The sequence below is a fragment of the Marinospirillum perlucidum genome, from assembly GCF_003336805.1.
Classification (GTDB): Bacteria; Pseudomonadota; Gammaproteobacteria; order Pseudomonadales; family Halomonadaceae; genus Marinospirillum; species Marinospirillum perlucidum.
Genome location: NZ_QFWJ01000003.1, coordinates 352,932 through 378,066, shown reverse-complemented (window position 1 = coordinate 378,066; position 25,135 = coordinate 352,932). Strand labels below are relative to the sequence as shown.

Genomic DNA, 25,135 nt, shown 5'->3' with positions numbered 1-25,135 from the left:
GAATGTTCTATCTGGGTTCCCAAAAACTGCGAGACCCGCAACAGCAGGATGAAGACCGGACGCGCCAGCAGGAAGTCACCATTACGGACTGGCAAGCCCATTTTGCCCAACTGGCCAAGCAAACCCGGGAAAAACGTCTGCAAGCCTTCTATCGTGCAGGCGTGGTGGATGCCCAAACGCCCCTGAAAGACGTCCCCTTGCTGGCCCTGGATGTGGAAACCACCGGCTTGAACCCGCGCAAGAACAGCATTGTCAGCCTGGGAATGCTGCCCATGACCCTGAATCGCATCCGCTGCAGTGAAGCCAAGCACTGGATCGTCAATCCACTCAGTGGACTGAATAACGAATCCGTCGCCATCCACGGCATTACCCATTCAGCCATCAAGAAGGCGCCTGACCTGGAAGTCGTACTGGATGATCTGCTGGAAACCTTTCGTGGCCACGTTCTGGTCGTGCATCATCGAGGAATAGAAAGGCCCTTTCTGGATGTGGCGATCAAGACACGCCTGGGCGAAGGTTTGCAGTTTCCGGTCATCGATACCATGGAATTGGAAGCCCGGCTGCACCGTCAGAAAGCACTAAGCTGGTGGAAACGTCTACTGGGCCAAAAACCGGCCTCCATCCGTCTAGCCGATAGTCGAGCCCGCTATGGCCTGCCCTGGTACAGACCTCACCATGCACTTAATGATGCTCTGGCCACGGCCGAATTACTCCAGGCCCAGATCGCCTATCGTTTTAGTCCCGACACCCCGATCAGTGAACTCTGGGTTTGAAAAAACCGAGCTTGGCCTTAACTCAGTGGTGCAGATCCATGCCGAATCCTTTCAGGTGAAGAGAAGGACAATCGAGAAGATAGCCAGAAGGCTTTTCTAGCTGGCCTGATCAAGAATTTCAGTCGACCAACCCCGGCACTCCATGTAGATGGCATTCAGCCGCTGGGTCAATTTGGGCGATTTACTGGCCAGAGAGCCCCGCTCAAAAGCCTCGACCAGACGCAGCATCTTGCCGTAGGGGCCTTCGCGACGCAGCAGGGCAGCAACCAGGTGTTTTTCCAGAGGCAGTTGCTGTAAAAGAACCGCGAGCTTTTCCCCCATGAGCACATCCACCTTGGACAGGAGTCCCACCATAAAGGCGCTACGTTCATCCAGTTTCATGCCCTTGGCCAATTGCTGGCACATGGCTGCCTTGGTCAGAGTCAGCAGCATCATCAAACGGCTACAGGGACTATTACTTGCCAGCATCAGAGTGGTGACGATACTGCGCATCCGCTCCATCCCCAGGCGTTTCAGAGCCTGGGAAATCGAGGTAATCTCTTCCCGGCCCCGATTCATGGCCGAATTGGTATATTTCAGCAGGAGAACACAGAGCTGAGGATCCTGGGCCAGCAATTCTTCCAGGTGTTCGTAATCCGGCTCTTCCTTTTGCAATTCCGCCAGAATGCGCACCTGGGCCGTCCGGTTGCTGCCCCGGTTTTTGCTGGTTTCGCGAATGGCCTGGGGCTTGGCAAAGAAAAAACCCTGAAAGAAGTGAAACCCCAGCTCCCGGCATTTATTGAAAGTGGCCAGATCCTCGACTCTTTCGGCCAGCAACTTTACCTTGCTGTCATGAAACGCATCCAACTGGAGTTTTTCCGGTGGCAGAGTCAGTAGATCTATCTTGACGATATCCACCACCTCCAATAGAGGTCGCGTGGCATCATTGAGTTCAAAATAATCCAGGGCTACAGCATAACCCTGCTCTTTGAGCGCTTTGAGCTCCTGCACCAGGCCACTGTCCACGCGCATGCTGTTCTGCACTTCAATAATCAGGCGATCCTGGTGTTCGGGTAGCAATTCTTTCTGGGAAAGCCATTCTCGTGGGGCATTAAAGAAAAGACTGCGCTGGCCAATCAATTTATCCAGACCGATTTCATAGACCGCAGCATTCAATGCCCGGGCTGTGGCCTGCATGGGATCAACAAAATGGGAACTGCGTGCCAGATGATTGGAGCGGTAGAGGAGTTCATCGGCCACATGCTGCATCTTGGCGTTGCAGATGGGTTGCAAGGCAATGCAATAATCCGAAGACATGGAGCCTACTTCCGTTGCATTGCTTTCTTTCATGTAATCACCCGTGAACTCAACGTCAATGTTAACGCTTCAATACTAGCTAAGTCGGGCAGGAACAGCAATTAACATAAAGTTACTCCTGTAGCGCCAGATGACTGCCACGAATCCCCGGAATCACCTCAACTCGCTGCTTTAATTGCTCTTTCAGCTCACTCACATGGGAGATAATGCCCAGCATCCTGCCTCCGGTTTGTAGATCCATAAGGGTGGCTACAGCCAAATCCAGGGTTTCACTGTCGAGGCTGCCAAAACCTTCATCGATGAACAAGGCTTCCAGGCGGATGCCGCCGGCATAAGCCTGCACCACCTCGGACAAGCCCAAAGCCAGCGCCAAAGCAGCCATAAAGGATTCGCCACCGGAAAGAGTAGCAACATCCCGGCGTTTACCAGAATAGCTGTCATGAACTTCCAGATCCAAGCCGGATGCTCCCCGACCACCGGTTTCCAGAGAGCGGACCAGGCTGTAGCGGCCGCGGCTCATCAAATCCAGACGCCGGGATGCCAGGATGAGTACATCATCGAGCAGCACCCCCAGCACAAAACGCTGTAGACTGATTTTGCTGCCTCTGGCTCCTGTAGCCACCTCGGCCAGGGTGCCATGAATGCGATAGCGTTCTTCCAGCTGGCGATTATCCTCATGCGCCTGATCCAAGCGTTCCAGGGTCGACTGCAAGAGCTGACGCCGCTGATCCAGCTCGCGGAAAGAAGCCTGGATCGCCTCCAGGGCTTCTTTGCTGGTCTGCTCGGCTTGCTGTAAAGCGGCCAAGTCCGGGTGCTGACGTTCTGCCAGACTTTGCTGAAGGGAGGCGATACGATCTTTCAGCAACAGCTGCTGCTCTGTCCAGGCTTTAACCTGGTGATCCAGCGCTGCGGCTTCCTGTTCACTGAGTAGCGCCTCCTGCCAGGTTGCTTCGCTGGCAAAACCGGCCTGTTGCAGGCCTTCCTGCCAGGCTTTTTCTGCGCTTTTGTGCTCCCGGTTAGTCGTATCCAGCTGTTGCTGCCAATTTTTCAGCTGCTCCCGGAGAGAGGCCAAGCCCTCCCCCTGACGCTGATCTTCACCTAGGGCCGCCTCCTGCTGTTGCCTCAGTTCTTGCTGCTGTTGCTGGCAGTTTTTCTCGGCCTGGTTCAAGGCCTCCAGACTCCGCCACTGCTCGGGAACACCGGATTCCAGCTGCTCCTGATAGCTGAGCTGACGTATCCGCTCCGCATGCGTTTGTTGGTGTTGTTGCTGGGCCTCCTGCAGTTGCAGCCTGAGATCACGCAGTTGCAGCTGGTATTGCTGCATTTCCTGACTGATCTGCTGCTGGGCCTGCTGAGCTTTTCGGGCCAGGTTCACTTCATGTTGCAACTGCTTCACTTCTGCCTGAACAGCGGTCAGTGGCTGTTCTGCTACTTCCTGCAAGACGGCTTGCAGATCCTGCTGCTGCCCCTGGTTTTCTTTGCTTAACAGCTCCAGCCGCTGGACTTCGTTTTGCCAGCCGGAGAGCATCTCCCGGGCTTCTTCCGCTGACTGACGTGCAGCTTTTAGCTGTTCGCGGGTAATTTGTGCCGGGTTATCTTCGCCTCGAGCCGGTGCCGGATGCTCCGGACTACCGCATACCGGACAGGGCTCGCCCGGAAAGAGCCGACGGGCGAGCTCGGCAGCCTGACTTTGATGCCAGTGGTATTCACTGATTTCGGCTTGGTGTTTTTGCTGCTGGTAGTAGTTGTCAGCCACCTGCTGTTGTTCTCTGGCCGGTTGCAGTTGCGCCTCCAACTGTTGGCCGCCTAAGCGCAGTGTTTCCAGTTGTCGACGTTTTTCCAAACGGCTTTCCAGGCGTTCCAGTCGCAGGGGCAATTCAGCCCAGTAGCCCTCTTGCTGTGCCCCTTCGGCCAACTTTTGCTCCAGTTGATCCAGCCTTTGCTCGGCGGTGGCTCGCTGCTTCTCCAGTTGCTCAAGTTTCTCGGCAGCGGCCTCATCGGCTTTTACCGCTGCTTCAGCCTCAGTCCGTTGTGCCGCCAGCTTCTCCACTCTTTCCCGATAGCCTTGCAGGTCGTGTTGCTGCTGCTGTAATTGGGGCATTTCCTGCTGCAGGCGCGCATCCGCTTTTTCTCTTGCGATCTGGCTCTGTTGTTTTTTCTTCTCGGCTTCCTGCAATTGGGTGTGACAGTCTTGTAACGCCTGCTGCTGTTGAATCTGCTGTTGACTTAGCTTTGCAACCTCCAACTGCAGGGGTTGGATTTTCAGTGCCTGGGTATGTCTTGCCAGACTTTTTTCACGGGCCTGGTGCTCCGCCTGTCCCTGCTCATGCTGCAGATAATCCGACTGCAACTTTTGCAAGCGTTCGAACTCTTGTTGCAGCTGCTGAGCCAGTTCCAGTTCCCGGTAGGCTTGCAGGTGAGCTTTTGCTGCTTTGTCCTGCTGAGCCCAGGCTTCCTGATGGCGCTCTTTAAGATCCTTGAGTTCCTCGGCCACCGCTTTTTCTGTTTGCAACTGACAGCTATCCAACAGCCCGCGAATCCGCTGTTGGTGATCCTGCATTTCCCGCTGGATACTGCTGGCACCGGCTTTGAGCTTGTCTTCCAGTTGCCTGTAAATCTGTGTCTGGAACAGCTGACTGAAAATAGTCTCTCTTTCACTGGAACTGGCCACCAGCAGCTCGCGGAATTGTCCCTGGGGCAAGACCATGACCTGACGAAACTGACTGGCGCTCAGCCCCAACAGCTCTTGTACCTGAGCAGCCACTTCACCATTTTTGGTCGCCAGCAGTTCTTCCCCGCCTTCAGAGCTCAGGCGGTAGAATTCCACACGTGCCGCTTGAGTCGTCCAGCCTTCTCCCTTTTGTTTGGGACGTTCCTGTTCCGGTGCCCGGTAAATCCGATACCAGCGTGAGCCCAGGCTAAAGGTCAGGTCGACCCAGGTTAAATCCCCGGCATCGGCACGATCACAGCGCATTTGCCGCCCACTGCGCTCATTTCCCGTGGTCTGGCCGTAAAGAGCAAAACAGATGGCATCCAGAAGGGCACTTTTTCCGGCACCGGTGGGGCCATTGATCAAGAAGAGCGGGCTTTCGCCCAGGCGGGTAAAATCCAGCTCTTCTTTTCCTGCAAAAGGCCCGAAAGCTTGAAGAGTCAACTGACGCGGTTTCATCGGCCACTGTCCTCCCGATGGATGTCAGCCAGGGCTTTTTTTACCACTTCCAGCTGCTCTGCCGACAAGGACTCGCCTTGCACCTGTTGGTAAAAATCGGCGAACATATCCATCTCCCCGCGCTTGAGTTTTTCCCTGGCCAGTTGCAAGTCACTGCCCGCCGCAAGGCCGGTTTTTTCCAGGTGCAGAAGATTGGGGTAGACCTGGCGCAGTTTGTTCATGGGGTCCAGCAGAGCTTCCGTGTCGGTCAGGCGGACCAGTAAAAAATCATCCCGGTGCGGGTCTGTCTCGCCCTGGGCAAGCAGGGTCTCCAGGTCTCCCTCCAGGATTCGTAAATCCCGCCGGGGCTGCAAAGGCAGGAGTTGATAATCCACTAACCCCTCGGCATTCAACTCCACCAGGGTGACGGATTTGTTCTGGCGCGCTTCGGAAAAACTGTATTTCATCAGCGAGCCGCTATAGCGGATAAATTCTTGGCCCTTGTATTGCGGGGAATGCAGATGACCCAGGGCCACATAATCAAAATCGGCCAGCGGCTGCCAGTCAACCCGATCAGCCCCACCCAGGGCCAGGGGACGCTCGGAGTCAGTTTCTGCTGCGCCATCAAGAAAACAGTGACTGAGTAAAACGCGCGGACGACCCGGAGTGAACTGCTGTTTAATCCGTTCGACCAGATAGGTGTGAGCCGAGTTAAAATCGGTAATCTGGTCCTCTTCCAATTCATCCGCCAGAAGACTTTTGACTGTAGCCGGATCCGCATAGGGCAGACCGTAAAAATCGACCTGGACACCGCCCACCTCCAGGGTTACGGGCTCATCCACCTGTTTCAGGTCTGCCAGAATATGCAGACCTGCTGCCCGCAACTGACGCGAACCAAACCCCAGACGCTCGCTGGAATCATGATTGCCGGGAATAATAATAACGGCCACCTGCAGGTCTTCGATCACCCGATGCAGGAAAGCATCCAGCACCTCCACCGCCTTGGCCGGAGGAACCGAGCGGTCATAGATATCCCCGACAATCAGCAGGACATCAGCCTGCTGCTCTTGGAGGAGGGTAAAAAGCTGCTCCAGCAAATCCTGCTGTTCTTCCAGCAGGGAAAGATTGTGAAACAGACGTCCCAGGTGCCAGTCCGAGGTGTGGATCAAGCGCATGACAGAACCGGTCTCCTAGTAATGACTGAAAGCTTTGCAGGCAACAGGTGCCGCAGAAGTCGTGAGGTTTCCCGACCCAGAGGCCGCGAGCAGAGCCTAGCCAAAGCCGGATAGCTTGTAAACGCCTGATCTCCGACATTTTCCTGCTTGCTGCGCTGTGCAGACTGGTACATGCTATGCAGATAGACACTGCCATCCAGGCTAAGGAGTTGGAATGCATATAGAATTTATTGGTGCCGCCCGGGAAGTCACAGGCTCCTGTCATCTGATTGAAGTTGGCCGTAGCCGGGTTCTTCTGGACTGCGGGCTGGTTCAGGGCAATGGCAAAGCCAAGGACGGTGAAGAAAACGGGGCTGACTTTCCCTTTGACCCCGCCAGTATCGATGCCGTGGTTTTAAGCCACTCCCATCTGGATCACAGTGGCCGCATCCCCTTGTTGGTCAAACAGGGTTTCAAGGGCAAAATCTACACCCAAAGAGCCTGCCAGGAAATGTGCCGCGTCATGTATATGGATGCTGCCCATATTCAGGAAAGGGATGCTTTTACCCAGAATCGCAAGCGGGCACGCAAACACCTGCCCCCCATCGAACCCCTGTTTGATACCCAGGATGCCGAAAAAGCCCTCAAACATTTTCGCGGCATGGATTATGAAAGCAGTCTTCAGGTAGCTGATGGCGTTCAGGCCACCCTCTTTGATGCTGGCCATATTCTCGGCTCCTCCATCGTTCAACTGGATATCGAGGACGACCAAGGTCACCAACGCCGGATTCTTTTCACCGGTGATCTGGGCCATGCCGGAGCCCCCATCCTGCGCAATCCCACCTATCTGCATCAGGCCGACCTAGTGTTGATGGAAAGTACCTACGGCGGGCGCTGTCACCGTAGCTGGGATGAAAGCTTTGAAGAAATGGCCCAGGTGCTCGAGGAAGCCCGCGAAGGCGGCGGCAATGTCATCATTCCTTCCTTTGCCGTAGGCCGTACTCAGGAGCTGCTTTACCTCTTTGCCAAGCACTATAAAGACTGGAACATGGGCTACTGGAAGATTTTCATGGACAGCCCCATGGCCATCGAGGCGACCGAGGTCTATTCCCACCATAGTGATCTCTACGATGCCGAGACCCGTAAACTCTGGCAGAAGCACCAGTACAAGAACCTCCTGCCCAATCTGACCATTACCCGCACACCGGATGAATCCATGGAGATTAACCAGCATAAGTCGGGTGCCATCATTATTGCCGGTAGTGGCATGTGCGAAGGCGGTCGCATCCGCCATCACCTCAAGAATCACATCTGGCGCGAGGGCAATCACCTGGTGTTTGTCGGTTTTCAGGCTCGCAACACCCTGGGCCGTCGCCTGGTGGAAGGGGCCAAAACCATCAAACTCTGGGGTGAGGAAATCGAAGTGGCCGCCCAGGTACATACCATCAACGGCTTCTCCGCTCATGCCGATCAAAAAGGGCTGATTGACTGGTACCGTCAACTGAACGATGCGCCGCCACTACTGCTGGTTCACGGCGAGGAAGAAGCCCAGGATGCCTTGATCGAAGCCCTGGCCCCCTGGACTCAGGCAAGGGCACCGGAAGCCGGCGATCGTCTGGATTTAATCGATCCCTTTTCACCGCTGCAAAAGGCAGGCGAGTAAAGACGGCAAGAGCTTACAGGGAAGTAGGCTCAGACTAAGCCTAAGAAACCTCTGATTAACTATTAAGCTACGACCCACATGGACGTAGAAGTGCTGGAATTTATCAGGAATGAATTCAGCCCTAACCTGCGCTCGTTACGTGAGTCAGAGGTTGCTGAATAATAAAAGCGGGAAAACGCAAAAAAACCAAAAATGAATGGGCAGGATGACTAAAAACAAAGAGGAAGGAAATTCAGAATAACTGCCACTTCGATGGTGCCCAGGAGAAGACTCGAACTTCCACGACCTTTCGGTCACTGATACCTGAAACCAGCGCGTCTACCAATTCCGCCACCTGGGCAAGAAGTGCTACAGTTTGAAGATGTTGAGCGTGGTGCCCAGGAGAAGACTCGAACTTCCACGACCTTTCGGTCACTGATACCTGAAACCAGCGCGTCTACCAATTCCGCCACCTGGGCAACTCAACGGCTGCGTATTCTACAAGTTAAATTTTAATGTGCAAGCCTTTTTTAAAAACTTTTTATCTTCAGTGACATGTTAGACTTGAAGCAGATGCAAATTTTTTGCTGACCGACGAAAGGATAGCGCCCCATGACAACTAGCTGGCCCTTGGATCAAGACCCCCAGGCCTTGAGTGAAGCTGACCGCTACGACCATCCGGTTCCCAGCCGCGAGTACATTCTCCAGTGCCTGGAGGAAGCCGGTCGTCCCATGACCCACGAACAGCTTTGCCGGGCCTACGGCATGACCCACGAGGATTCCATTGAAGCCCTGCGCCGCCGCTTGATTGCCATGGCCAGGGACAACCAACTCTTTTCCAACCGCCGTGGTGCCTACGCCCTGATCAACAAACTGGATCTGATCAAGGGACGAGTACAGGCCCACCGTGACGGCTTCGGTTTCCTTGTGCCTGAAGCCGGTGGCAGTGACCTCTTCCTGCATAACAAGCAGTTGCGCAAAGTCTGGGATGGCGATCTGGTTCTGGTTCGCGAAGTCGGCAAGGATGGACGTGGTCGCCGCGAGGGTGTAGTCGTCGAGGTACTGGAAAGAGGCGTCAAGCAACTGGTTGGCCGCCTCAAATTCCAGTCCAGCGGCTTTGCCCTGGTCATCCCGGAAAACCCTTCCCTGCACCACGAAGTCCTGGTGCCACCCGATCAATTGATGGGAGCCAAAGAAGGAGAGATGGTTCAGGTGGAAATCCTGGAGCATCCAGCCCCGCGTAAAAAGGTGGTCGGTCGCATTACCGAAGTCCTGGGTGATTTCATGTCGCCGGGCATGGAAATCGAAGTCGCCCTGCGCAGCTATGACCTACCCTTTGAATGGCCGGACGAAGTCACCCGCCAGGCTAACCAGCTCAGCGCCCAGGTTGAAGAAGACGACAAGAAAAACCGCGTGGATTTACGCAATCTACCGCTGGTCACTATCGACGGTGAAGACGCCAAGGATTTTGACGATGCTGTCTACTGCCAGAAGAGCACAACCGGTGGCTGGAAACTCTGGGTTGCCATTGCCGATGTCTCTCATTATGTCCGGGCCGGATCACCCCTGGACCAGGAAGCACACAAGCGCGCCACCTCGGTTTACTTTCCCGGCCGCGTAATCCCTATGCTGCCCGAGGCCCTTTCCAATGGTCTCTGCTCGCTCAACCCTCAAGTGGACCGTCTCTGCATGGTCTGCGAGATGAACATCAGCAAACAGGGCAAGCTGACCCGCTACAAATTCTATGAAGGGGTGATGCGCTCCCAGGCTCGCCTGACCTACACCCAGGTCGGCGCTCTGCTGGATGCCCCCGAATCCGAAGCGGCCCAATACCTCTATGACCAGCACGCCCAGCTGCTGCCCGGTCTTTACGAACTCCACAACCTCTACAAGGCTCTGCGTCACGCTCGTGAAGAACGCGGTGCCATCGATTTTGAAACCCGCGAAACCCGGATTATTTTCGGGGCTGACCGCAAGATCGAAAAAATCGTGCCGGTCGAGCGCAATGATGCCCACAAGATCATTGAAGAATGCATGCTGGCCGCCAACGTGGCCACCGCACGCTTTCTGGAAAAACACCGCCTGCCTGCCCTCTACCGGGTTCACGAAGGCCCCAAGGCAGAACGCCTGGAAACCCTGCGAGCCTTCCTGGGCGAACTGGGTATCCATCTGGAAGGCGGCGAAGACCCCACGCCCCAGGATTACCAGGAGGTCTTCAACAGCATTCGCGAAAGACCGGATGCCGAAATTATCCAGACCATGATGCTGCGCTCCATGCGCCAGGCCGTCTACACCCCGGAAAACGAAGGTCACTTCGGCCTGGCTTACAATGCCTACGCCCACTTCACTTCGCCCATCCGGCGCTATCCTGACCTGCTCGTTCACCGAGCCATTCGCGGGCTCATTCGTAGCGGTCAGAAAAGCAGCAATGTCGAGCGCCTTGAAACCACCCCCCAGGAAAAACTGGAAAAATGGCTGCCCTACACCACCCAACAGATGGTGGAACTGGGTGAGCACTGCTCCATGGCCGAAAGACGCGCCGATGAAGCTGTACGGGATGTGACCGACTGGCTCAAATGTGAATTCCTGTCCGATCATGTCGGCGAAGTTTTCACCGGCCGGGTCGCCTCCGTGGTGGGCTTTGGTCTCTTTGTGGAACTACACGACTTCTTTGTTGAAGGGCTGGTACACATCAGCTCCCTGCCGGGCGACTATTATCGCTTCGAGCCGGAGAAACAGCGCCTGCGTGGAGAGCGCAGCGGGCGCTCCTGGCGTTTGGGCGACGAGGTGGAAGTCATTGTTTCGCGCGTGGATCTGGATGATCGCAAGATTGATTTTGATCTGACTGAAACCCTGGCCGTACCCGCCCGCCAGCCTCACAAACGCCGCCGCCCTGCAGCCAAGAGCAAACCGGCAGCAACCAGTCCGGCAGAAGAAGAAAAAACCTTCGAACCCCGGGTGGCATCACCCGAACTCGAAGAAGACGGCAAGAAGAAAAAGAAAAAAGCCAAAAAGAAAAAGGACAAAGCTGGCGACGAGGACAAGTCCAAGAAATCCGGAAAGAAACGCAAGAAGCGTCCGGGTAAAAAAGAACGCGCTAAGAAAAAGAAGGCTAAGAAAGACTGATCATGGCAAAACCCGCTAAAGGTCGCAAAAACTTCTCCAAAAAAACTGCTGCGCCAGCCAGTCTGGCTGCAGTCTTTGGCATCCACGCCGTAACCAGCCTGCTCAAGCATCGCGCCGGTCAGGTCAGTGAACTCTGGGTCCAACAGGGCCGCGAGGATGCTCGTCTTCAGGCACTGGTTGAAGAAGCCGGACAACTGCAAATTCCGGTGGTCACCAAGGAACGTGAACAACTGGATCAGCAAACGGCTGGCGTCCACCAGGGTGTACTGGCCTGGGCCCAACCGCGTCAGGCCGGGAGTGAAAAAGACCTGGAAGACCTGCTGGAAAACCTGGAAGCCACGCCCCTCTTGCTGGTATTGGATGGCGTCACCGACCCTCATAATCTGGGGGCCTGTCTGCGCTCGGCCGAGGCCGCCGGAGCCCATGCAGTCATTACCACCAAGGACAAATCGGCAGGGCTCAACCCCACCGTACGCAAGGTTGCCTGTGGCGCGGCTGAAACCCTGCCGCTGATCCAGGTTACCAACCTGGCCCGCACCCTGCGCAGCCTGGCCGACTATGGCATCTGGATTCTGGGCACCGCGGGCGAAACCCCGACCCAGGTTTACCAGGCGGATCTGGCCCGCCCCCTGGCCCTGGTTATGGGTGCGGAAGGCAAGGGCATGCGGCGTTTGACGCGTGAACACTGTGATCAACTGGTTGCCCTGCCCATGGCCGGGGAAGTATCCAGCCTCAATGTCTCGGTCGCCACCGGCATCGTTCTTTACGAAGCCGTACGTCAGCGCTTGCCAGAAGGCGGGGCGGCAGAGTAAAATGCCGCGCTTGTCTGGGGTATCCTGGAAATTGACCCAGTCAGGACAGGCCGAGTGGCCTGTGAACAATTAAAGAAGTTTCCTCCTTGCTTTTTGCTGCAGGCTGCAAGCAGCCGCTGTAAAAGGCTACTAACCCGTAAGGAGCATTCAATGCGTCATTATGAAATCATTTTCATGGTTCACCCCGATCAGAGCGAGCAAGTGCCTGCAATGATCGAGCGTTACACCACCCTGGCCACTGAAAACGGCGGTACTGTTCATCGTCTGGAAGACTGGGGACGTCGTCACCTGGCCTACTCCATCGACAAGATCAACAAGGCTCACTACGTACTGATGAACCTGGAATGCCCAGAGTCCGTCATTACCGAGCTGGAAGAAATCTTCCGCTACAACGATGCTGTTATTCGCAACCTGATTGTTCGCATGAACGAAGCGGTCACTGAGCCTTCTCCCATGAAAGCCAGCGAATCCCGCGAAGATCGTCGCCGTGATGACCGCGAAGATCAAAACAAGCGTCAAGAGCAGTCTGAAGCTGAAACTCAAGAAGCTGCTGAATAAACCCGAATATCAGGAGAAGCAAAATGGCTCGTTTTTTCCGTCGTCGCAAGTTCTGTCGTTTCACTGCTGAAGGCATCAAGCAGATCGACTATAAAGACATCGACCTGCTGAAAGGCTACGTTACCGAAACCGGCAAGATTGTTCCCAGCCGCATCACCGGTACCAAAGCCAAGTATCAGCGTCAGCTGTCTACTGCTATCAAGCGTGCTCGCTACCTGGCTCTGCTGCCTTTCTCTGACAGCCACGAGTAAGCATGCCGCATCTCTGGAAACCCAAGCCAGGGCTTAAGCAATGCGCTTGCTAGCAGAGTTCGTCATAAAAAGCCGTAGCAGGGCCATCGGCTCTGCTACGGCTGCGGCTTTTCTTCCTGTCCTCTCCATCTTCAGTGGTGCCATCCTGGCACTGGTGTGGTTGCGCATGGGACGCAGGGAAGGGCTGTTGGTACTTTTCTGGGCCTGTCTGCCGGGTGTTTATTTCCTGGTGACCCAGAATAATCCTGATGTTCTCTTTAGTCTTCTGGCTGCCGGGTTGTTCGCGGAAATTCTGCGTTCCACCCAGCAATGGTTTTATGTCCTGATGGCCGGTGTTATTGCCGCCTGTCTGGTCGCCCTGGGTTTTCAGTGGCTCCCTGAAGAAATCCGCACCGAATTTATTCGCATGCTGGTTCAAGAAGGGGGCGTGATAGAAACAGCAGAACTCACTGCTGATCAGCAGCAGGAGTTCGAAAGGATCTTTGCGCAGCTGCTCAATGGCATGATTACCGCCGTGCAGCTACTACTGATCTTTATCAGTCTGTTTCTGGGCCGCTGGTGGCAGGCCGTTCTTTATAATCCGGGTGGTTTCCAGAAGGAATTTCACGAGTTACGCCTGCCCTTGTGGTATGTCGGTCTGACTCTGGTGATTCTGATTCTGGCCAGCCTGAACATGAACTTTCTGCTTCCGGTGGTACCGGTAGTGATGGTGCCTCTGGTTCTGACCGGCTTGTCGCTGGCTCATGCAGTGGTTGCCATCAAACGCTACAACAGTTTCTGGCTGGGCATGTTGTATGTGTTATTGCTTTTTGCCCTGCCTTATTTAGGTGTTCTGCTGGTGCTGATCGCCATGGCGGACAGTCTGATGAACTTTCGTCACCGACTGGCGCCTCCATCCCCGCCATCCGATGGGGACGGAGAGGCCTAACGTCTTGAGGATATAAACATGCAAGTAATTCTGTTGGAAAAAATTGGTAAACTGGGTGCACTGGGTGATGAAGTCAGTGTAAAAAATGGCTATGGTCGTAACTACCTGATCCCTCAGGGTAAAGCCGTTCCTGCTACCAAAGAAAACCGGGAAATGTTCGAACAGCGCCGCGCTGAACTGGAAAAAGCTTCTGCCGACCGCCTGGCTGCTGCCGAAGCTCGCAAGGCTCAGCTGGAAGGCCTGGAAAGAGTCACCATCGCTTCCAAAGCCGGTGAAGAAGGCAAGCTGTTCGGTTCCATCGGCCCACGCGATCTGGCTGAAGCCGCTGTTGCTGCTGGCATCGAACTGAACAAAAGCGAAATTCGTCTGCCTGAAGGCCCTCTGCGCCTGACTGGCGAATACGAACTGCTGGTTCAGCTCCACCCAGAAGTGGAAAGCCTGCTGCGCGTTGCTGTTGTTGCTGAATAAGCTTTACTCGGCAGTCAACAAAAAGGCACAGGTTTTCCTGTGCCTTTTTTTTAGCCTGTCTTTGCTGAAAACAACGACATTCGTTTATCAGCAGGGACTTGTTGTTTCCCCAGGATTCGATTGAGGTCAGGCCATGTCCAGTTTCCAGTCAGCCGATGATCAAGAAACCGCTCAGGTAAAACTGCCACCCCACGCCAAGGAAGCCGAACAATCCGTGCTCGGGGGGTTGCTGCTGGATAACGCCTCCATGGACGCAGTGGCTGAACTCCTGGTGGAAACCGATTTTTATATCAAGGCACATCAGCTGATTTTTCGCGCCATGCGCGAACTGAATGACAAGCTCTCGCCTTTTGATCCCCTGATCCTCAGCAATCACCTGCGCGAGCTGGAGTTGCTGGAGGCAGTCGGCGGTTCTCCCTACTTGTATGAACTGGGGCGTAACACTCCCAGCGCCAGTAACATTCGTGCCTACGCCGAAATCGTGCGTGACCGCTCGGTGCGCCGCCACCTGATTGAGGCCGCCAACCGCATTGCCGATGCCGCCTTCAACCCAGCCGGTCGCAACACCGATGAACTGCTGAATGAAGCCGAGCAACAGGTTTTTGCCATTGCCGAGGAAAGACCCAAATTCGGTGGCCCCCAGCATATTACCGACATTGCCGGGGAAGTGGTCACCATGCTGGAAACGCTGGATGTTAATGCGTCCGGTATTACCGGCCTGCCAACCGGCTTCTCGGATCTGGACGAAATGACCTCGGGCCTGCAGCCTTCGGATCTGGTCATCGTCGCCGGTCGTCCTTCCATGGGTAAAACCACCTTTGCCATGAACCTGGTGGAAAATGCCGCCGTCCACACCGGCAAGCCAGTTCTGGTTTTCTCCATGGAGATGCCCTCCTCCCAGCTGATGATGAGGATCGTTTCCTCGCTGGGTCGAGTCGAGCAAAACCGCCTGAGAACCGGCAACCTGGAAGATGCTGATTGGGACAGAATCACCGGCACCATCCGCCTGATCAAGGACACCAAGCTATTTATTGATGACACCCCCGGCCTGTCCCCCAATGACATGCGTACCCGTACCCGCCGCCTGACCAAGGAACAGGGCTGCAACCCCGCCCTGATCATGGTCGACTATCTACAGCTGATGCGGGTTCCCGGCAATACTGAAAACCGGACCAACGAAATTTCGGAAATCTCCCGGTCGCTCAAAGCGCTGGCCAAGGAATTCAACTGCCCCGTGGTCGCCCTGTCGCAGCTCAACCGGGGGCTGGAGCAGCGTACCAACAAGCGCCCCATCATGTCGGACTTGCGTGAATCCGGGGCCATCGAGCAGGACGCCGATGTCATTGCCTTTGTTTACCGGGATGAGGTTTACAATCCCGAAAACCCGGACAACAAGGGGCTGGCAGAAGTCATTATCGGCAAGCAGCGTAATGGCCCTGTCGGTAGCGTGCATCTGCTCTTTACCGGCAAATTCACCCGCTTTGATAACCTGGCGCCGGAAAGCCTGGCCCAGTACCGAGAAGCAGGTATGATTTACAGCGATTAATAAAAAAGGGCGGTCTGAAAACCGCCCTTTTTTATTCTGTATTTTTGATTTCAACACAAGAGACAGCGCCTTCTGCGCCGATCGTAATCCAGTTCAATATGAGCAAAAGCTTCGGCCTGGGTAAACACCCCTAACCATTCATGACGCCGGTCAGCCGCATAGATGACTTCCACCCGATTGCCCTGATCATCAGCCGGACGCAGACCGTAACCACTCCAGGCCGTACCAAACTGGCCCACAAATGCCGGGGCCTGCCTGTTTTCAGGATCAGCCAGCCATGCCTGAAGGGTTTCGGGTGCCAGCTCCAAAGCAACCGTGGTCTTGGGCTCATCCAGGAAACGCACCTGTTGCGCCGCCAGACTCCCCGGGTCATCAAAAACACCCAGGTGCAAAGCTCTGGCCGGGTGCAACTTGCCCGCTTCCAGCAAGGCATAGAGTGAATAACTCTTGTCCTTGAAGGAAAAAAATTGCCAGAACTGCCAGGGACTGGAAGCTGCAGGCCGCTGCCTGAGTTCACCGGATACTCCTGAGATAGGGGTCGCTACTGACATGAGGCCACTCCAGTTAATTAGATTTATCTAATTATACTAGACTTGGCGCTTACGTTCAGCCATCCATCCAATCAAGAGGAAAAGTGCCACTACCAAAGGCAACAGCCACTTGACCGGAATCAGTCCCAGCCAGTTGCCCAAAACCGGCGTCAAAAGCACTGTCAGCGCACCATAACCAAAAGCACACAAAAGAACGAAGCCACTGATGCGGACGATTCGCGGGTAGGGGCGCAGCTGGCGTTTTACCAGACCATTAATATTATCACCGTAAACCACCAGCAAAGTGGCTACAAAAGCCAGAGTAATATCCTGCAGGTGTGAATGGGCCCAGTTGCCCGAGCGCCAAAGAATTTCGTTAATGAGGTCCATAAAAGATAATCCAAGTGTTGATTATTGTTGCTCAATAATAAGCTGCTGCTATGGCAGTTCAACTTCCAAGCATATCATTTTGTTACCAGGGGTATTGGAGGTAACAGCCACTCAGGTTAGAGTAGTCTGGCTACTTATTTAATTATTGATTCACAAGGCGTTAGCAGAAGATGACTCAAACACCCGATAATACCAAGAAAACACCCAGTGCCCTGATGCTTCCTGACGCAGAAGGTTATTTCGGCCCCTATGGCGGTCAGGCCGTTCCCCCGCATTTGAAAGCCATCATGGATGATATTGCCCAGGCTTATCTGAAGATCCGTGAGACCGAAGACTATCAGCACGAACTGACCGAACTCTACCAGCATTACGTAGGTCGCCCCAGCCCCATTTATTTTGCCAAACGCCTGACCGAAGCCTGCGGCGGCGCCAAGATTTATCTTAAGCGTGAAGACCTCAACCACACAGGCGCGCACAAGATCAACCACGCTCTGGGCGAGGCCCTACTGGCCAAGCACATGGGTAAAACCAAGGTACTGGCAGAAACCGGTGCCGGTCAGCACGGGGTTGCCATGGCCACCGCCTGTGCCCTCGTCGGCCTGCCCTGCGAAATCCATATGGGGGCCGTCGATATTGCCAAGGAACACCCCAACGTCACCAAGATGAAAATCCTGGGTGCCAAGTTGATCAGCGTGGAAAGCGGCACCAAGACCCTGAAGGATGCCGTGGATAGTGCTTTTGAAGAGTACATGAAAGACCCGGACAACTTCTTTTATGCCATCGGCTCGGTGGTCGGCCCCCACCCCTTCCCCATGATGGTTCGTGATTTCCAGTCCATCATCGGTCGTGAAGCCCGCCAGCAATTCCCGGAAATGACCGGCCAGTTGCCCGATTACGTTGTTGCTTGCGTCGGTGGCGGCTCCAACGCCATGGGTATCTTCTCCGGTTTTCTGGATGAAGAGGCGGTCAAACTGGTGGGTGTCGAGCCTTCCGGCCATGGCCTGGGCAAGGGTGAGCATGCCGCTACCCTCTCCTACGGCAAGCCTGGCACCATGCATGGCTTCCACTCCTATATGCTGCAGGACACGGAAGGTGAACCCGATCCGGTTTACTCGATCGCCTCGGGACTCGACTACCCCTCCGTCGGGCCTCACCACAGTTACCTGAAGGATCTGGGCCGCGCCGAATACCATGCCATTGATGATAAAGGCTGTCTGGATGCCTTTATGAAGCTGTCTCAGCTGGAAGGTATTATCCCGGCTCTGGAGTCTGCTCATGCGCTGGCCTGGGCCATGCAGGAAGCCAAGCAACTGGGTCCACAAACCAGTATACTGATTAATATGTCAGGCCGCGGCGACAAGGATGCCGACTTTGTGGCTGAAAAACTAAACCTCTGACCACTCGGCCAGGCCTCTGCTTGCTGTTCTGGATCAAGGTAATTTTATCTAGCCTGGTTTTAAAATGGGCGTAGAATACACCTTACTCGGGTCCAGACAGCAAACGTCTTCAAGGCGGAGAACATGAATGAATAAGTCGCTTGCAAACGCCTCTATCCAAACCAAAGTCAATGCAGCCTTGCTGGGTGTTTTGCTCGTGGTCATGATCGCCTCCATGGTATTCACTGTTCGCAGTGAACGGGCCATGGTGGAAGAGACCATGGAACAAAATGTTTCCGACATGGCCGATTCCTATCTGGATACCCTGAACATCATGATGCTGACGGGCACCCTGGCCCAGTTCCGGGAAGTCCATCGCGAGAAGGTGCTCAGCCAACCCGGTATTACCGAAGCCCGTGTACTCCGGGCAGAGCAGGTTCGCAAACTCTTTGGGCCTGGTGCAGATATCGATCAACCCCAGGACCAACTGGATGAACGCGCGCTTCAGGGTGAGGCCATACGCGAAATCCGCGATACGCCCGAAGGCCGTATTCTGACTGTTCTCCAGCCTGTCTATAACCAGACGGATTACCGTGGCACCAACTGCATGAACTGCCACCTGGGCGAAGAAGGCCAGCAATTGGGTGCCATTCGCCTTAGCTACTCCCTGGCCGAACTGGATAGCCAGATCAACACCAACCTGCTGCAATTGGGTGGCATCCAGACCCTGCTGTTTATCGGTGGCCTGGTGCTCATTTCCTATCTCCTTTACCGCCTGATCATTCGCCCCTTGCAAAGAGTCACTTCGGCCATGCAACAGGTGGAAAATAACTCGGATCTGACGGTGCGCCTGAAGACCATCAAAAGCCAGGACGAAATCGGGGTTCTGGCAGCGACCTTCAACAATATGCTGGAACGCTTTGCTGCCAGCTTGCGCCAGGTGGCCTCCACCACCCGCACCCTGAAATCTTCAGCCCATACCATCTCTACCGTGGCAGAAGAAACCGTCAATGCGGTCAGTGCCCAGCACAGTGAAACCGAACAGATGGCCAGTTCCATGGAACAGATGCAGGCCAGTGCCCACGAAACCCGTGAACATGCTGTACGTACTGCCGAAGCTTCCAGCCAGGCTGATCAGGAAGCCAGCTCCAGCCGCAGCATTACCGATACCTCCATTGCCGGTATTCATGAACTGACCGATCACCTCAACAAGGCTTCAGAAGTCATCCAGGCGCTGGATCAATACAGTGACGACGTTGGTAAGGTACTGGAAATCATCACTGGCATTGCCGAACAGACCAACCTTCTCGCCTTAAACGCCGCCATTGAAGCAGCCCGTGCCGGTGAAAGTGGACGGGGTTTTGCCGTGGTTGCCGATGAAGTCCGCTCGCTGGCCAACCGTACTCATGAAGCCACCCAGGAAGTCAGACGCACCATTGACCGCCTCCAGGAAGAAGCCAAGGGTGCTGTTGCCATGATGGAAACAGCCCGCGAGGGAGCTCAAAAAAGCGTCTCCGATGTAGAGAAGGTCGGGGACTCCCTGATTACCATTGCCGACGCGGTGAATAACATCAGCAACCTGAATGCCCAGATGGCCAATGCTGCCAATGAGCAGCAGGAAGTGGCCGGCCGGGTTAACAGCCAGGTTTCTCATATTGGCACCATTGCCCAACAAACCTCGGCCGATGCTCGCAAATCATCGCAAGTCAGTGATGATCTGGTAAAATTGGCCGATCATCTGGAACAACTGGTCGAGGATTTCAAACTCGATTAATTGACCCTGATCACTGGCATCCGGACAAGAAGCAACAATTCAGCAAGGCAGTCTGCAAAGACTGCCTTTTTACGGTGATAAAATGTGCATTTATTGTCACTAAGCCTATAATTTTTCTTTTATTCAACTTAGACTAGCAAGTCAAGTGAAGCTGTTACCTAGGGAAAAGCCCATGCTTGAAAAAGATGTTGTCTTGGTAGTTGATGACTCAGCAACAGCCCGTACAGCCATTACCAGCGTCCTGCGAGACCGCCTCTACTGCAAAGAAATCCTGGAAGCCAATGATGGCAAAGAAGCCTTGCAGCTACTGAACCAGCATCCTGAAATTGACTGGATTTTTTGTGATTGGGAAATGCCGGTCATGGCTGGCGATGAACTTCTGGCTGCCGTTCGTGAAAACCCCCAGACTGCCCACCTGCCTTTTATCATGATCACCTCCAAGGGCGACCGCGACTCGCTGGTAACAGCTGTTCAACTGGGAGTGACCTCTTTTGTGGTCAAACCCTTTACCGCCAAAAAACTGGTGGAAAAGGTCTTCCTGGCGCGAGGCCGGATGGAAAGGCGCAACGCCGAGCGCATCAAAGCCTCCCAGGGCCAAAAGGCTGAAATGAAGTTTGGCACTGAAACCAGTGTGGATGGCGATCTGATCGATATCTCCCTGTCCGGCATGCTGATCCTCTGTGAGCATGAACCTGTACGTGGAATAACTGTCTTTGACAAGCTGCAAGTCAAGGTTTTACATCCGAGCACCCAACAGGAACTCATCCTCCCCTGCCAGGTAATTCGTCTCGAAGCTGATCCCACGCATCCCTCCAGAGTTGAACAAATCCGCGTGGCGACACGTTTTCAACCCATGCCGGCGGAAACCCGCACCCTGTTGGTTGACTACATTGAAGCAACACGTCGCCTCAGCAATAAAAACGAATAAAAAAATCCCCCGAAGGCCATGACCTCCGGGGGATTTTTTCAGCTCGTCAGCATCTTAGTCGACAAAAGCCCTTTCAATCACATAGTCACCGGGATCACCCATTCGCGGCGAAATATTGAATCCTCGGTCGTCCAGCATCTTGCTGATATCCTTGAGCATATTGGGGCTACCGCAAATCATCGCGCGATCGGTTTGCGGATTCAGTTCCGGCAGGCCCAAATCCTGGGCCAGTTGGCCGCTGGCAGCCAGGTCGGTAATCCGCCCGCGATGAACAAAATCTTCCCGAGTGACGCAGGGATAGTAGATAAACTTCTTCTGGATTTCTTCACTCAGGTATTCATGCTTGGGCAGTTCCTGAGTTAAAAAGCTCTCATAGGCCAGATCCTTCTTGTAACGCACCCCGTGCAGAAGAATGACCTTCTCGAAGCGTTCATAGGTCTCCGGGTCTTGAATCACACTCAAGAAAGGCGCCAGACCGGTGCCAGTGCTGAACAGGTAGAGATTCTTGCCGGGCAGAAGATCGTCCAGCACCAGAGTACCGGTTGGCTTCTTGCTGATCATGATCTCATCACCCTGCTGAAGGTGCTGCAAACGAGAGGTCAGAGGGCCATCGGGTACCTTGATGCTGAAGAATTCCAGCTGCTCTTCATAATTGGGGCTGGCAATGCTGTAGGCCCGCATCAGAGGCTTGCCTTCCACCTGCAGACCAATCATCACAAACTGGCCATTTTTGAAACGCAGACCATCACTACGGGTCGTGGTAAAGCTGAACAGGCTCTCTGTCCAGTGGTGAACCCCGGTGACTTCTTCAGCATAAAACTTGCTCATTGAGTAACCTCTCGACGCTTAGCCTAGTAATTTAATCGGGTATTCTAGGGCTTTTGCATCCCGAGGTTAAATCTTTTGTTTTTATACCCTTATTCTATAAAAAGTTATTTTGATAGAACATCACTCCGGTTTTCGGGCCAGCAGAATCGCCCTTTTGGGTGCCGGGTAGCCTTCACGGGTTAAGTTGGGGTCTTGCGGGTCAAGAAAATCACTAAGCGACTGAAAGGTCATCCAGTCGGTGCTGCGCTGCTCAGCCGTAGAAGTCTGATTGATATCGACACAGCGCACCTCGGCAAAACCCAGGCGCTCCAGCCAAAGCGTGAGGCAAGCCACTGACGGCAGGAACCAGACATTGCCCATGGCGGCATAGCGTCCTCTGGGGAGCAAACAGGTTTGCTCATCTCCGTCCACGACCAGGGTTTCCAAGACCAACTCACCACCCGGACGCAAGGCTGACTTGAGTTCTGCCAGATGATCCAGTGGTGAACGCCGGTGATAAAGTACCCCCATGGACAGGAGGGTATCAAAGGCTTCCAGATCAGCAGGCAGGGCTTCAATTCCCAGAGGCAAATGCTGCACTTGGGGCAGGCCTTCACGGCCCAGCAGTTTTTTGACAGCAGCAAACTGGGCAAAGAAACGTGGTGAAGGATCGATACAGAGGGTCCATTCAGCACCCTCCCCGGCAATTCGCCAGGCGTGGTAGCCACTGCCACCGCCAACATCCAGCACCCGACGACCACGCAGAGGCCCAAGGTGAGGCAGGAGCCGATCCCATTTGTAATCCGAGCGCCATTCGGTATCGATGTAGGTGCCCTGCAGATCAAAAGGCCCCTTGCGCCAGGGCATCAGATTGCGCAGCAGGCCGGTGACCTGTTTTTTCTGATTTGCACTCAGTGGCTGCCCATCGGGCTGGATTCCCTGATCTGCGGTTATTGCGGCCGTTTGCAGGTTAAAATCTGCACTTTCTATCTCTGGCAGCTGGCGAATACGCTGCCACCAGCCGTGAAACTCGGGATGCCGCTGGCGATCCAGGGCTTCAGCCAGTTGGCCCGGTAAAAGAGCCAACCAGGTATGCAGCTGCGGGTGTTCGCGCCCATAGTGGGCCATCAGCTGATAAACATCGGAAAAATCCGGCTGCTTCATGCCTCGCCTCCCTTGATGGCCAGAAAGGATGTGAAATTCAGGTACTGAAACCACTGGGTGGCAAAATCAAAACCAGCTTTTTCCAAGCGCTCCAGATGGGTAGAGGCCAGCTCTGTTCTCAGCACATCCTCCAGGGCTGTGCGCTTCTGGCTAATTTCCATGTCGGAATAGCCATTGGCACGCTTGAAGTCATGGTGAAGCTCGTAGAGCAATTGGGATTGACGCGAGTCCTCAAAGTGAATTTTTTCACTCAGCAGCAAAGCCCCTCCCGGACGCAGCGCCGCAAAGAGCCGATCCAATAGAGGCTGACGATCCGCCAAGGGCAAAAACTGCAGGGTGAAGTTGATCAGAATGAGATCACAGGGTTGGTAATCGAGTGTGCGAATATCCGCACACTGAATTTCCACCTCACGCTGGGGCAACTCCTGATCCAGTAATTGTCGGCAACGCTCGTTCATGGCTTCGGAGGTATCCACGGCATGAATCTGCACCCGCTCCAGGTGGTCCAGCTGCTGGGCGACACTCAGGGTAGAAGCACCCAGGGAGGCTCCCAGGTCATAGATGCGTCCCCCTTCAGGAACATAACGGCGGGCAATCACCCCGGCCATGCCCAGAATTTGCGAATATCCCGGCACGGAACGTTTAATCATGTCCGGGAAGACACGGGCTACCTCTTCATCAAATGAAAAGCTGGCCAGTTCATCCTGGGGATGAGCAAAAAGGGCATCACGGCGAACCCGTTTTTTTGAAGTGGTCATGGCTTTATTTAACTGCTTGATAAACTGTGAATTTTCCTGTTTCTGCACGGCGTTTAAAGCCGCCGAAAGCCGCATCCAGAAGATCCGGATAGGGTAAAAAGCGATTGGCTACCAACCACAGCTGGCCACCGGGTTTCAGGTGTTGCGGGGCCTCTCTGATCAGTCGGCTGGCCAACTCATAGTCTGTTCCCCGACCGGTGTGAAAAGGCGGGTTGGTGATAATCAGATCCACCGGCTTGCTCAAGTCCAGTCCGGTAAAGATATCGGCGGCCTGAACCTCTGCCTTGAGTTGATTAAGTTCCAGCGTCTGACGTGTGGCTTGCAAGGCCAGACCGCTGACATCACAGGCAGTCAGCTCCAGCTCACTGCCCTGATGCAGCATCCAGGCTCCCAGCAGGCCGCCTCCTGCGCCGATGTCCAGCAAGCGCCCCTGCTGGGGTAGCTCCTGCCAGGACTCGCGCAGGGCAGCGATCAGCAACAGGGAGCCCTCATCCACCCGGCCATGGCTGAAAACACCGGGCAGGCTGCACAACTGCAGTTGATCCGGGCCACTGATCACTTCATGAGAAGGTTCCAGCGGCAGGCTCAGGGAAGCATCCTTGTGTAGATAATAAAGTGAACAACGGCGAGCCGAATCCACCTTGTGCAGCTGAAATCCCGCCTTCTCCAACGCCTTGGCCGCTGCCTTGATGCCGCCCTTGTTATCGCCTAGCAGATAAAGGCCTTCACCGACCCTGGGCATCAACTCCTGCAGCCACCAGTAGCCCTCCTCCTTGGCCTTAGGCCAGAAGAGAAGGCTGCGGCCATCCAGGTGTTCCGGTTGCCGGTCACTGACAAAAAATGGGGTCCAGCCCGCCTGACTGGCCGGATTCAACTGACGGTAATCTGCTGACCAGAGACGTTTTTTCAGCCCTGCCGTTGCAGGCGTGAGCGCTGCCAAACGAAAATCCCCGGGCGGGGCAACCAGGTTCAGAGGCTGATCCTGCCAGTCTGGCAGATGACGCAGGATAACTTCATCCAAGGGGCTGCTGGAGGTGGCAGACGACATAACTCAACTTCTCAGAGGGTGAATTTCAAGGCTGCTAAAGATAGAGGTTTTATGCCAGCTTGACCAGCCGCTTTATGGCACAGCAATTGCAATTAATTGCAGGCTCACTCACTTGCCACTTCGGCAAGGTGTTCACAACTGAAGGTAGACAAGATGTCCGAATATAAAACACTGCTTCTCGCAACTGACTTTTCCGAAGGCTCCAAAAATGCCGTTGATCAGGCGATCCGTCTGGCAAAAATGAGCGGAGCCCGCCTGCATCTGCTGCATATTATCACTGAACTGGCTGACAAGCGTCGTCGCCGCATCCCTGCTGATGTCATCGATGTCTTTATCCGTGAAATCAACCAGCACGCCGAAGAAGACATGGAAACCTTCAAGCAGAAGTATTTTGCTCCAGCAATTGCTGAAGGCCTGGAAATCACCACTGAAATCCTGGTCGGCAGTGGCTATCAGGATATCCTGGAAGCAGCCGAAAAAATCCCTGCTGACATGATCATCATGGGCGTTCACAGCCGTTCTGGCCTGGAACGCGCACTGGTGGGCTCCATGGCTGAGCGGGTAGTCAGCCACTCCAGCATTCCCGTGCTGACAGTGCGTGACTGAAGCATAAAAAAACCCTGCCTGTTTCCAGGCAGGGTCCAAACACCTTCGGCAA

The 25,135-nt window shown here is 54.6% G+C and carries 22 protein-coding genes and 2 tRNA genes; 13 read left to right on the top strand and 11 right to left on the bottom strand.

Features of this window, described 5'->3' with window-relative positions:
• The first annotated feature begins 2 nt into the window (after nucleotides 1–2).
• Entirely contained in the window at nucleotides 3–773 is a 771-nt protein-coding gene (locus tag DFK18_RS06570) for a 3'-5' exonuclease (protein WP_114417433.1), read from the top strand.
• Nucleotides 774–869: 96 nt separating this feature from the next.
• Here the strand turns inward: DFK18_RS06570 and DFK18_RS06565 are convergent, their stop codons facing one another.
• From DFK18_RS06565 to DFK18_RS06555, 3 genes are all read right to left on the bottom strand, one after another.
• Nucleotides 870–2,102 carry an EAL and HDOD domain-containing protein gene (locus DFK18_RS06565; RefSeq protein ID WP_114417432.1) on the bottom strand — a complete coding sequence of 411 codons (1,233 nt, stop codon included), beginning with the start codon at nucleotides 2,100–2,102 and terminating at the stop codon, nucleotides 870–872.
• Between the two features lie 79 nt (nucleotides 2,103–2,181).
• Nucleotides 2,182–5,238: an SbcC/MukB-like Walker B domain-containing protein gene (locus tag DFK18_RS06560; RefSeq protein WP_114417431.1), complete on the bottom strand. Its 3,057-nt coding sequence runs from the start codon at nucleotides 5,236–5,238 to the stop codon at nucleotides 2,182–2,184.
• Nucleotides 5,235–6,392: an exonuclease SbcCD subunit D gene (locus DFK18_RS06555; RefSeq protein WP_114417430.1), complete on the bottom strand. Its 1,158-nt coding sequence runs from the start codon at nucleotides 6,390–6,392 to the stop codon at nucleotides 5,235–5,237. The genes DFK18_RS06560 and DFK18_RS06555 overlap by 4 nt, the downstream gene beginning before the upstream one ends.
• 214 nt (nucleotides 6,393–6,606) lie before the next feature.
• On the opposite strand from DFK18_RS06555, the gene DFK18_RS06550 reads away from it, so the two are divergent.
• A complete protein-coding gene (locus DFK18_RS06550; RefSeq protein ID WP_114417429.1) occupies nucleotides 6,607–8,034 on the top strand; it encodes an MBL fold metallo-hydrolase RNA specificity domain-containing protein in 1,428 nt (475 codons plus the stop codon).
• A gap of 253 nt (nucleotides 8,035–8,287) precedes the next feature.
• Here DFK18_RS06550 and DFK18_RS06545 read toward each other — a convergent pair.
• A tRNA-Leu gene (locus DFK18_RS06545) sits at nucleotides 8,288–8,374 on the bottom strand.
• 31 nt (nucleotides 8,375–8,405) lie between these two features.
• Nucleotides 8,406–8,492: transfer RNA gene (locus DFK18_RS06540), tRNA-Leu, on the bottom strand.
• Between the two features lie 133 nt (nucleotides 8,493–8,625).
• Here DFK18_RS06540 and rnr point away from each other — a divergent pair.
• From rnr to dnaB, 7 genes are all read left to right on the top strand, one after another.
• Complete coding sequence (gene rnr, locus DFK18_RS06535; protein ID WP_114417428.1) at nucleotides 8,626–11,139, top strand: ribonuclease R; 2,514 nt, start codon at nucleotides 8,626–8,628, stop codon at nucleotides 11,137–11,139.
• Nucleotides 11,140–11,141: 2 nt separating this feature from the next.
• The gene (rlmB, locus tag DFK18_RS06530; RefSeq protein ID WP_114417427.1) at nucleotides 11,142–11,951 is read left to right on the top strand and encodes a 23S rRNA (guanosine(2251)-2'-O)-methyltransferase RlmB; all 810 of its coding nucleotides are present in this window, start codon (nucleotides 11,142–11,144) and stop codon (nucleotides 11,949–11,951) included.
• 150 nt (nucleotides 11,952–12,101) lie between these two features.
• Nucleotides 12,102–12,509, top strand: coding sequence for a 30S ribosomal protein S6 (rpsF, locus tag DFK18_RS06525; RefSeq protein ID WP_114417426.1), 408 nt, complete (start codon nucleotides 12,102–12,104; stop codon nucleotides 12,507–12,509).
• A gap of 23 nt (nucleotides 12,510–12,532) precedes the next feature.
• On the top strand, nucleotides 12,533–12,760 hold the full coding sequence (rpsR, locus tag DFK18_RS06520) for a 30S ribosomal protein S18 (protein ID WP_114417425.1): 228 nt from the start codon (nucleotides 12,533–12,535) through the stop codon (nucleotides 12,758–12,760).
• Between the two features lie 40 nt (nucleotides 12,761–12,800).
• Complete coding sequence (locus DFK18_RS06515) at nucleotides 12,801–13,688, top strand: hypothetical protein (RefSeq protein ID WP_114417424.1); 888 nt, start codon at nucleotides 12,801–12,803, stop codon at nucleotides 13,686–13,688.
• Nucleotides 13,689–13,706: 18 nt separating this feature from the next.
• Nucleotides 13,707–14,156, top strand: coding sequence for a 50S ribosomal protein L9 (rplI, locus tag DFK18_RS06510; RefSeq protein WP_114417423.1), 450 nt, complete (start codon nucleotides 13,707–13,709; stop codon nucleotides 14,154–14,156).
• Nucleotides 14,157–14,289: 133 nt separating this feature from the next.
• Nucleotides 14,290–15,702 (top strand): replicative DNA helicase, encoded by a 1,413-nt coding sequence (gene dnaB / locus DFK18_RS06505; protein WP_114417422.1) that lies wholly within the window; start codon nucleotides 14,290–14,292, stop codon nucleotides 15,700–15,702.
• 50 nt (nucleotides 15,703–15,752) lie between these two features.
• Here the strand turns inward: dnaB and DFK18_RS06500 are convergent, their stop codons facing one another.
• Entirely contained in the window at nucleotides 15,753–16,253 is a 501-nt protein-coding gene (locus DFK18_RS06500) for a hypothetical protein (RefSeq protein ID WP_114417421.1), read from the bottom strand.
• 36 nt (nucleotides 16,254–16,289) lie between these two features.
• Nucleotides 16,290–16,622 (bottom strand): DUF3392 domain-containing protein, encoded by a 333-nt coding sequence (locus tag DFK18_RS06495; RefSeq protein WP_114417420.1) that lies wholly within the window; start codon nucleotides 16,620–16,622, stop codon nucleotides 16,290–16,292.
• A 170-nt stretch (nucleotides 16,623–16,792) separates the two neighbouring features.
• Between DFK18_RS06495 and trpB the strand changes: the two genes are divergently transcribed.
• From trpB to DFK18_RS06480, 3 genes are all read left to right on the top strand, one after another.
• Complete coding sequence (gene trpB, locus DFK18_RS06490; protein ID WP_114417419.1) at nucleotides 16,793–18,019, top strand: tryptophan synthase subunit beta; 1,227 nt, start codon at nucleotides 16,793–16,795, stop codon at nucleotides 18,017–18,019.
• 127 nt (nucleotides 18,020–18,146) lie between these two features.
• Entirely contained in the window at nucleotides 18,147–19,772 is a 1,626-nt protein-coding gene (locus DFK18_RS06485; RefSeq protein WP_114417418.1) for a methyl-accepting chemotaxis protein, read from the top strand.
• A 172-nt stretch (nucleotides 19,773–19,944) separates the two neighbouring features.
• Complete coding sequence (locus DFK18_RS06480) at nucleotides 19,945–20,700, top strand: response regulator (protein ID WP_114417417.1); 756 nt, start codon at nucleotides 19,945–19,947, stop codon at nucleotides 20,698–20,700.
• A gap of 54 nt (nucleotides 20,701–20,754) precedes the next feature.
• Here the strand turns inward: DFK18_RS06480 and DFK18_RS06475 are convergent, their stop codons facing one another.
• From DFK18_RS06475 to DFK18_RS06460, 4 genes are all read right to left on the bottom strand, one after another.
• Nucleotides 20,755–21,528, bottom strand: a complete 774-nt coding sequence (locus tag DFK18_RS06475) for a ferredoxin--NADP reductase (RefSeq protein ID WP_114417416.1) — start codon at nucleotides 21,526–21,528, stop codon at nucleotides 20,755–20,757.
• Between the two features lie 120 nt (nucleotides 21,529–21,648).
• Nucleotides 21,649–22,671, bottom strand: coding sequence for a tRNA 5-methoxyuridine(34)/uridine 5-oxyacetic acid(34) synthase CmoB (gene cmoB / locus DFK18_RS06470; RefSeq protein ID WP_245944340.1), 1,023 nt, complete (start codon nucleotides 22,669–22,671; stop codon nucleotides 21,649–21,651).
• Complete coding sequence (gene cmoA, locus DFK18_RS06465) at nucleotides 22,668–23,429, bottom strand: carboxy-S-adenosyl-L-methionine synthase CmoA (protein WP_114417415.1); 762 nt, start codon at nucleotides 23,427–23,429, stop codon at nucleotides 22,668–22,670. The genes cmoB and cmoA overlap by 4 nt, the downstream gene beginning before the upstream one ends.
• Nucleotides 23,430–23,433: 4 nt before the next feature.
• Nucleotides 23,434–24,477, bottom strand: a complete 1,044-nt coding sequence (locus DFK18_RS06460) for a methyltransferase (protein ID WP_114417414.1) — start codon at nucleotides 24,475–24,477, stop codon at nucleotides 23,434–23,436.
• Nucleotides 24,478–24,630: 153 nt separating this feature from the next.
• Here DFK18_RS06460 and DFK18_RS06455 point away from each other — a divergent pair, with 153 nt between their 5' ends.
• Nucleotides 24,631–25,083, top strand: a complete 453-nt coding sequence (locus tag DFK18_RS06455; RefSeq protein ID WP_114417413.1) for a universal stress protein — start codon at nucleotides 24,631–24,633, stop codon at nucleotides 25,081–25,083.
• Nucleotides 25,084–25,135: the final 52 nt, after the last annotated feature.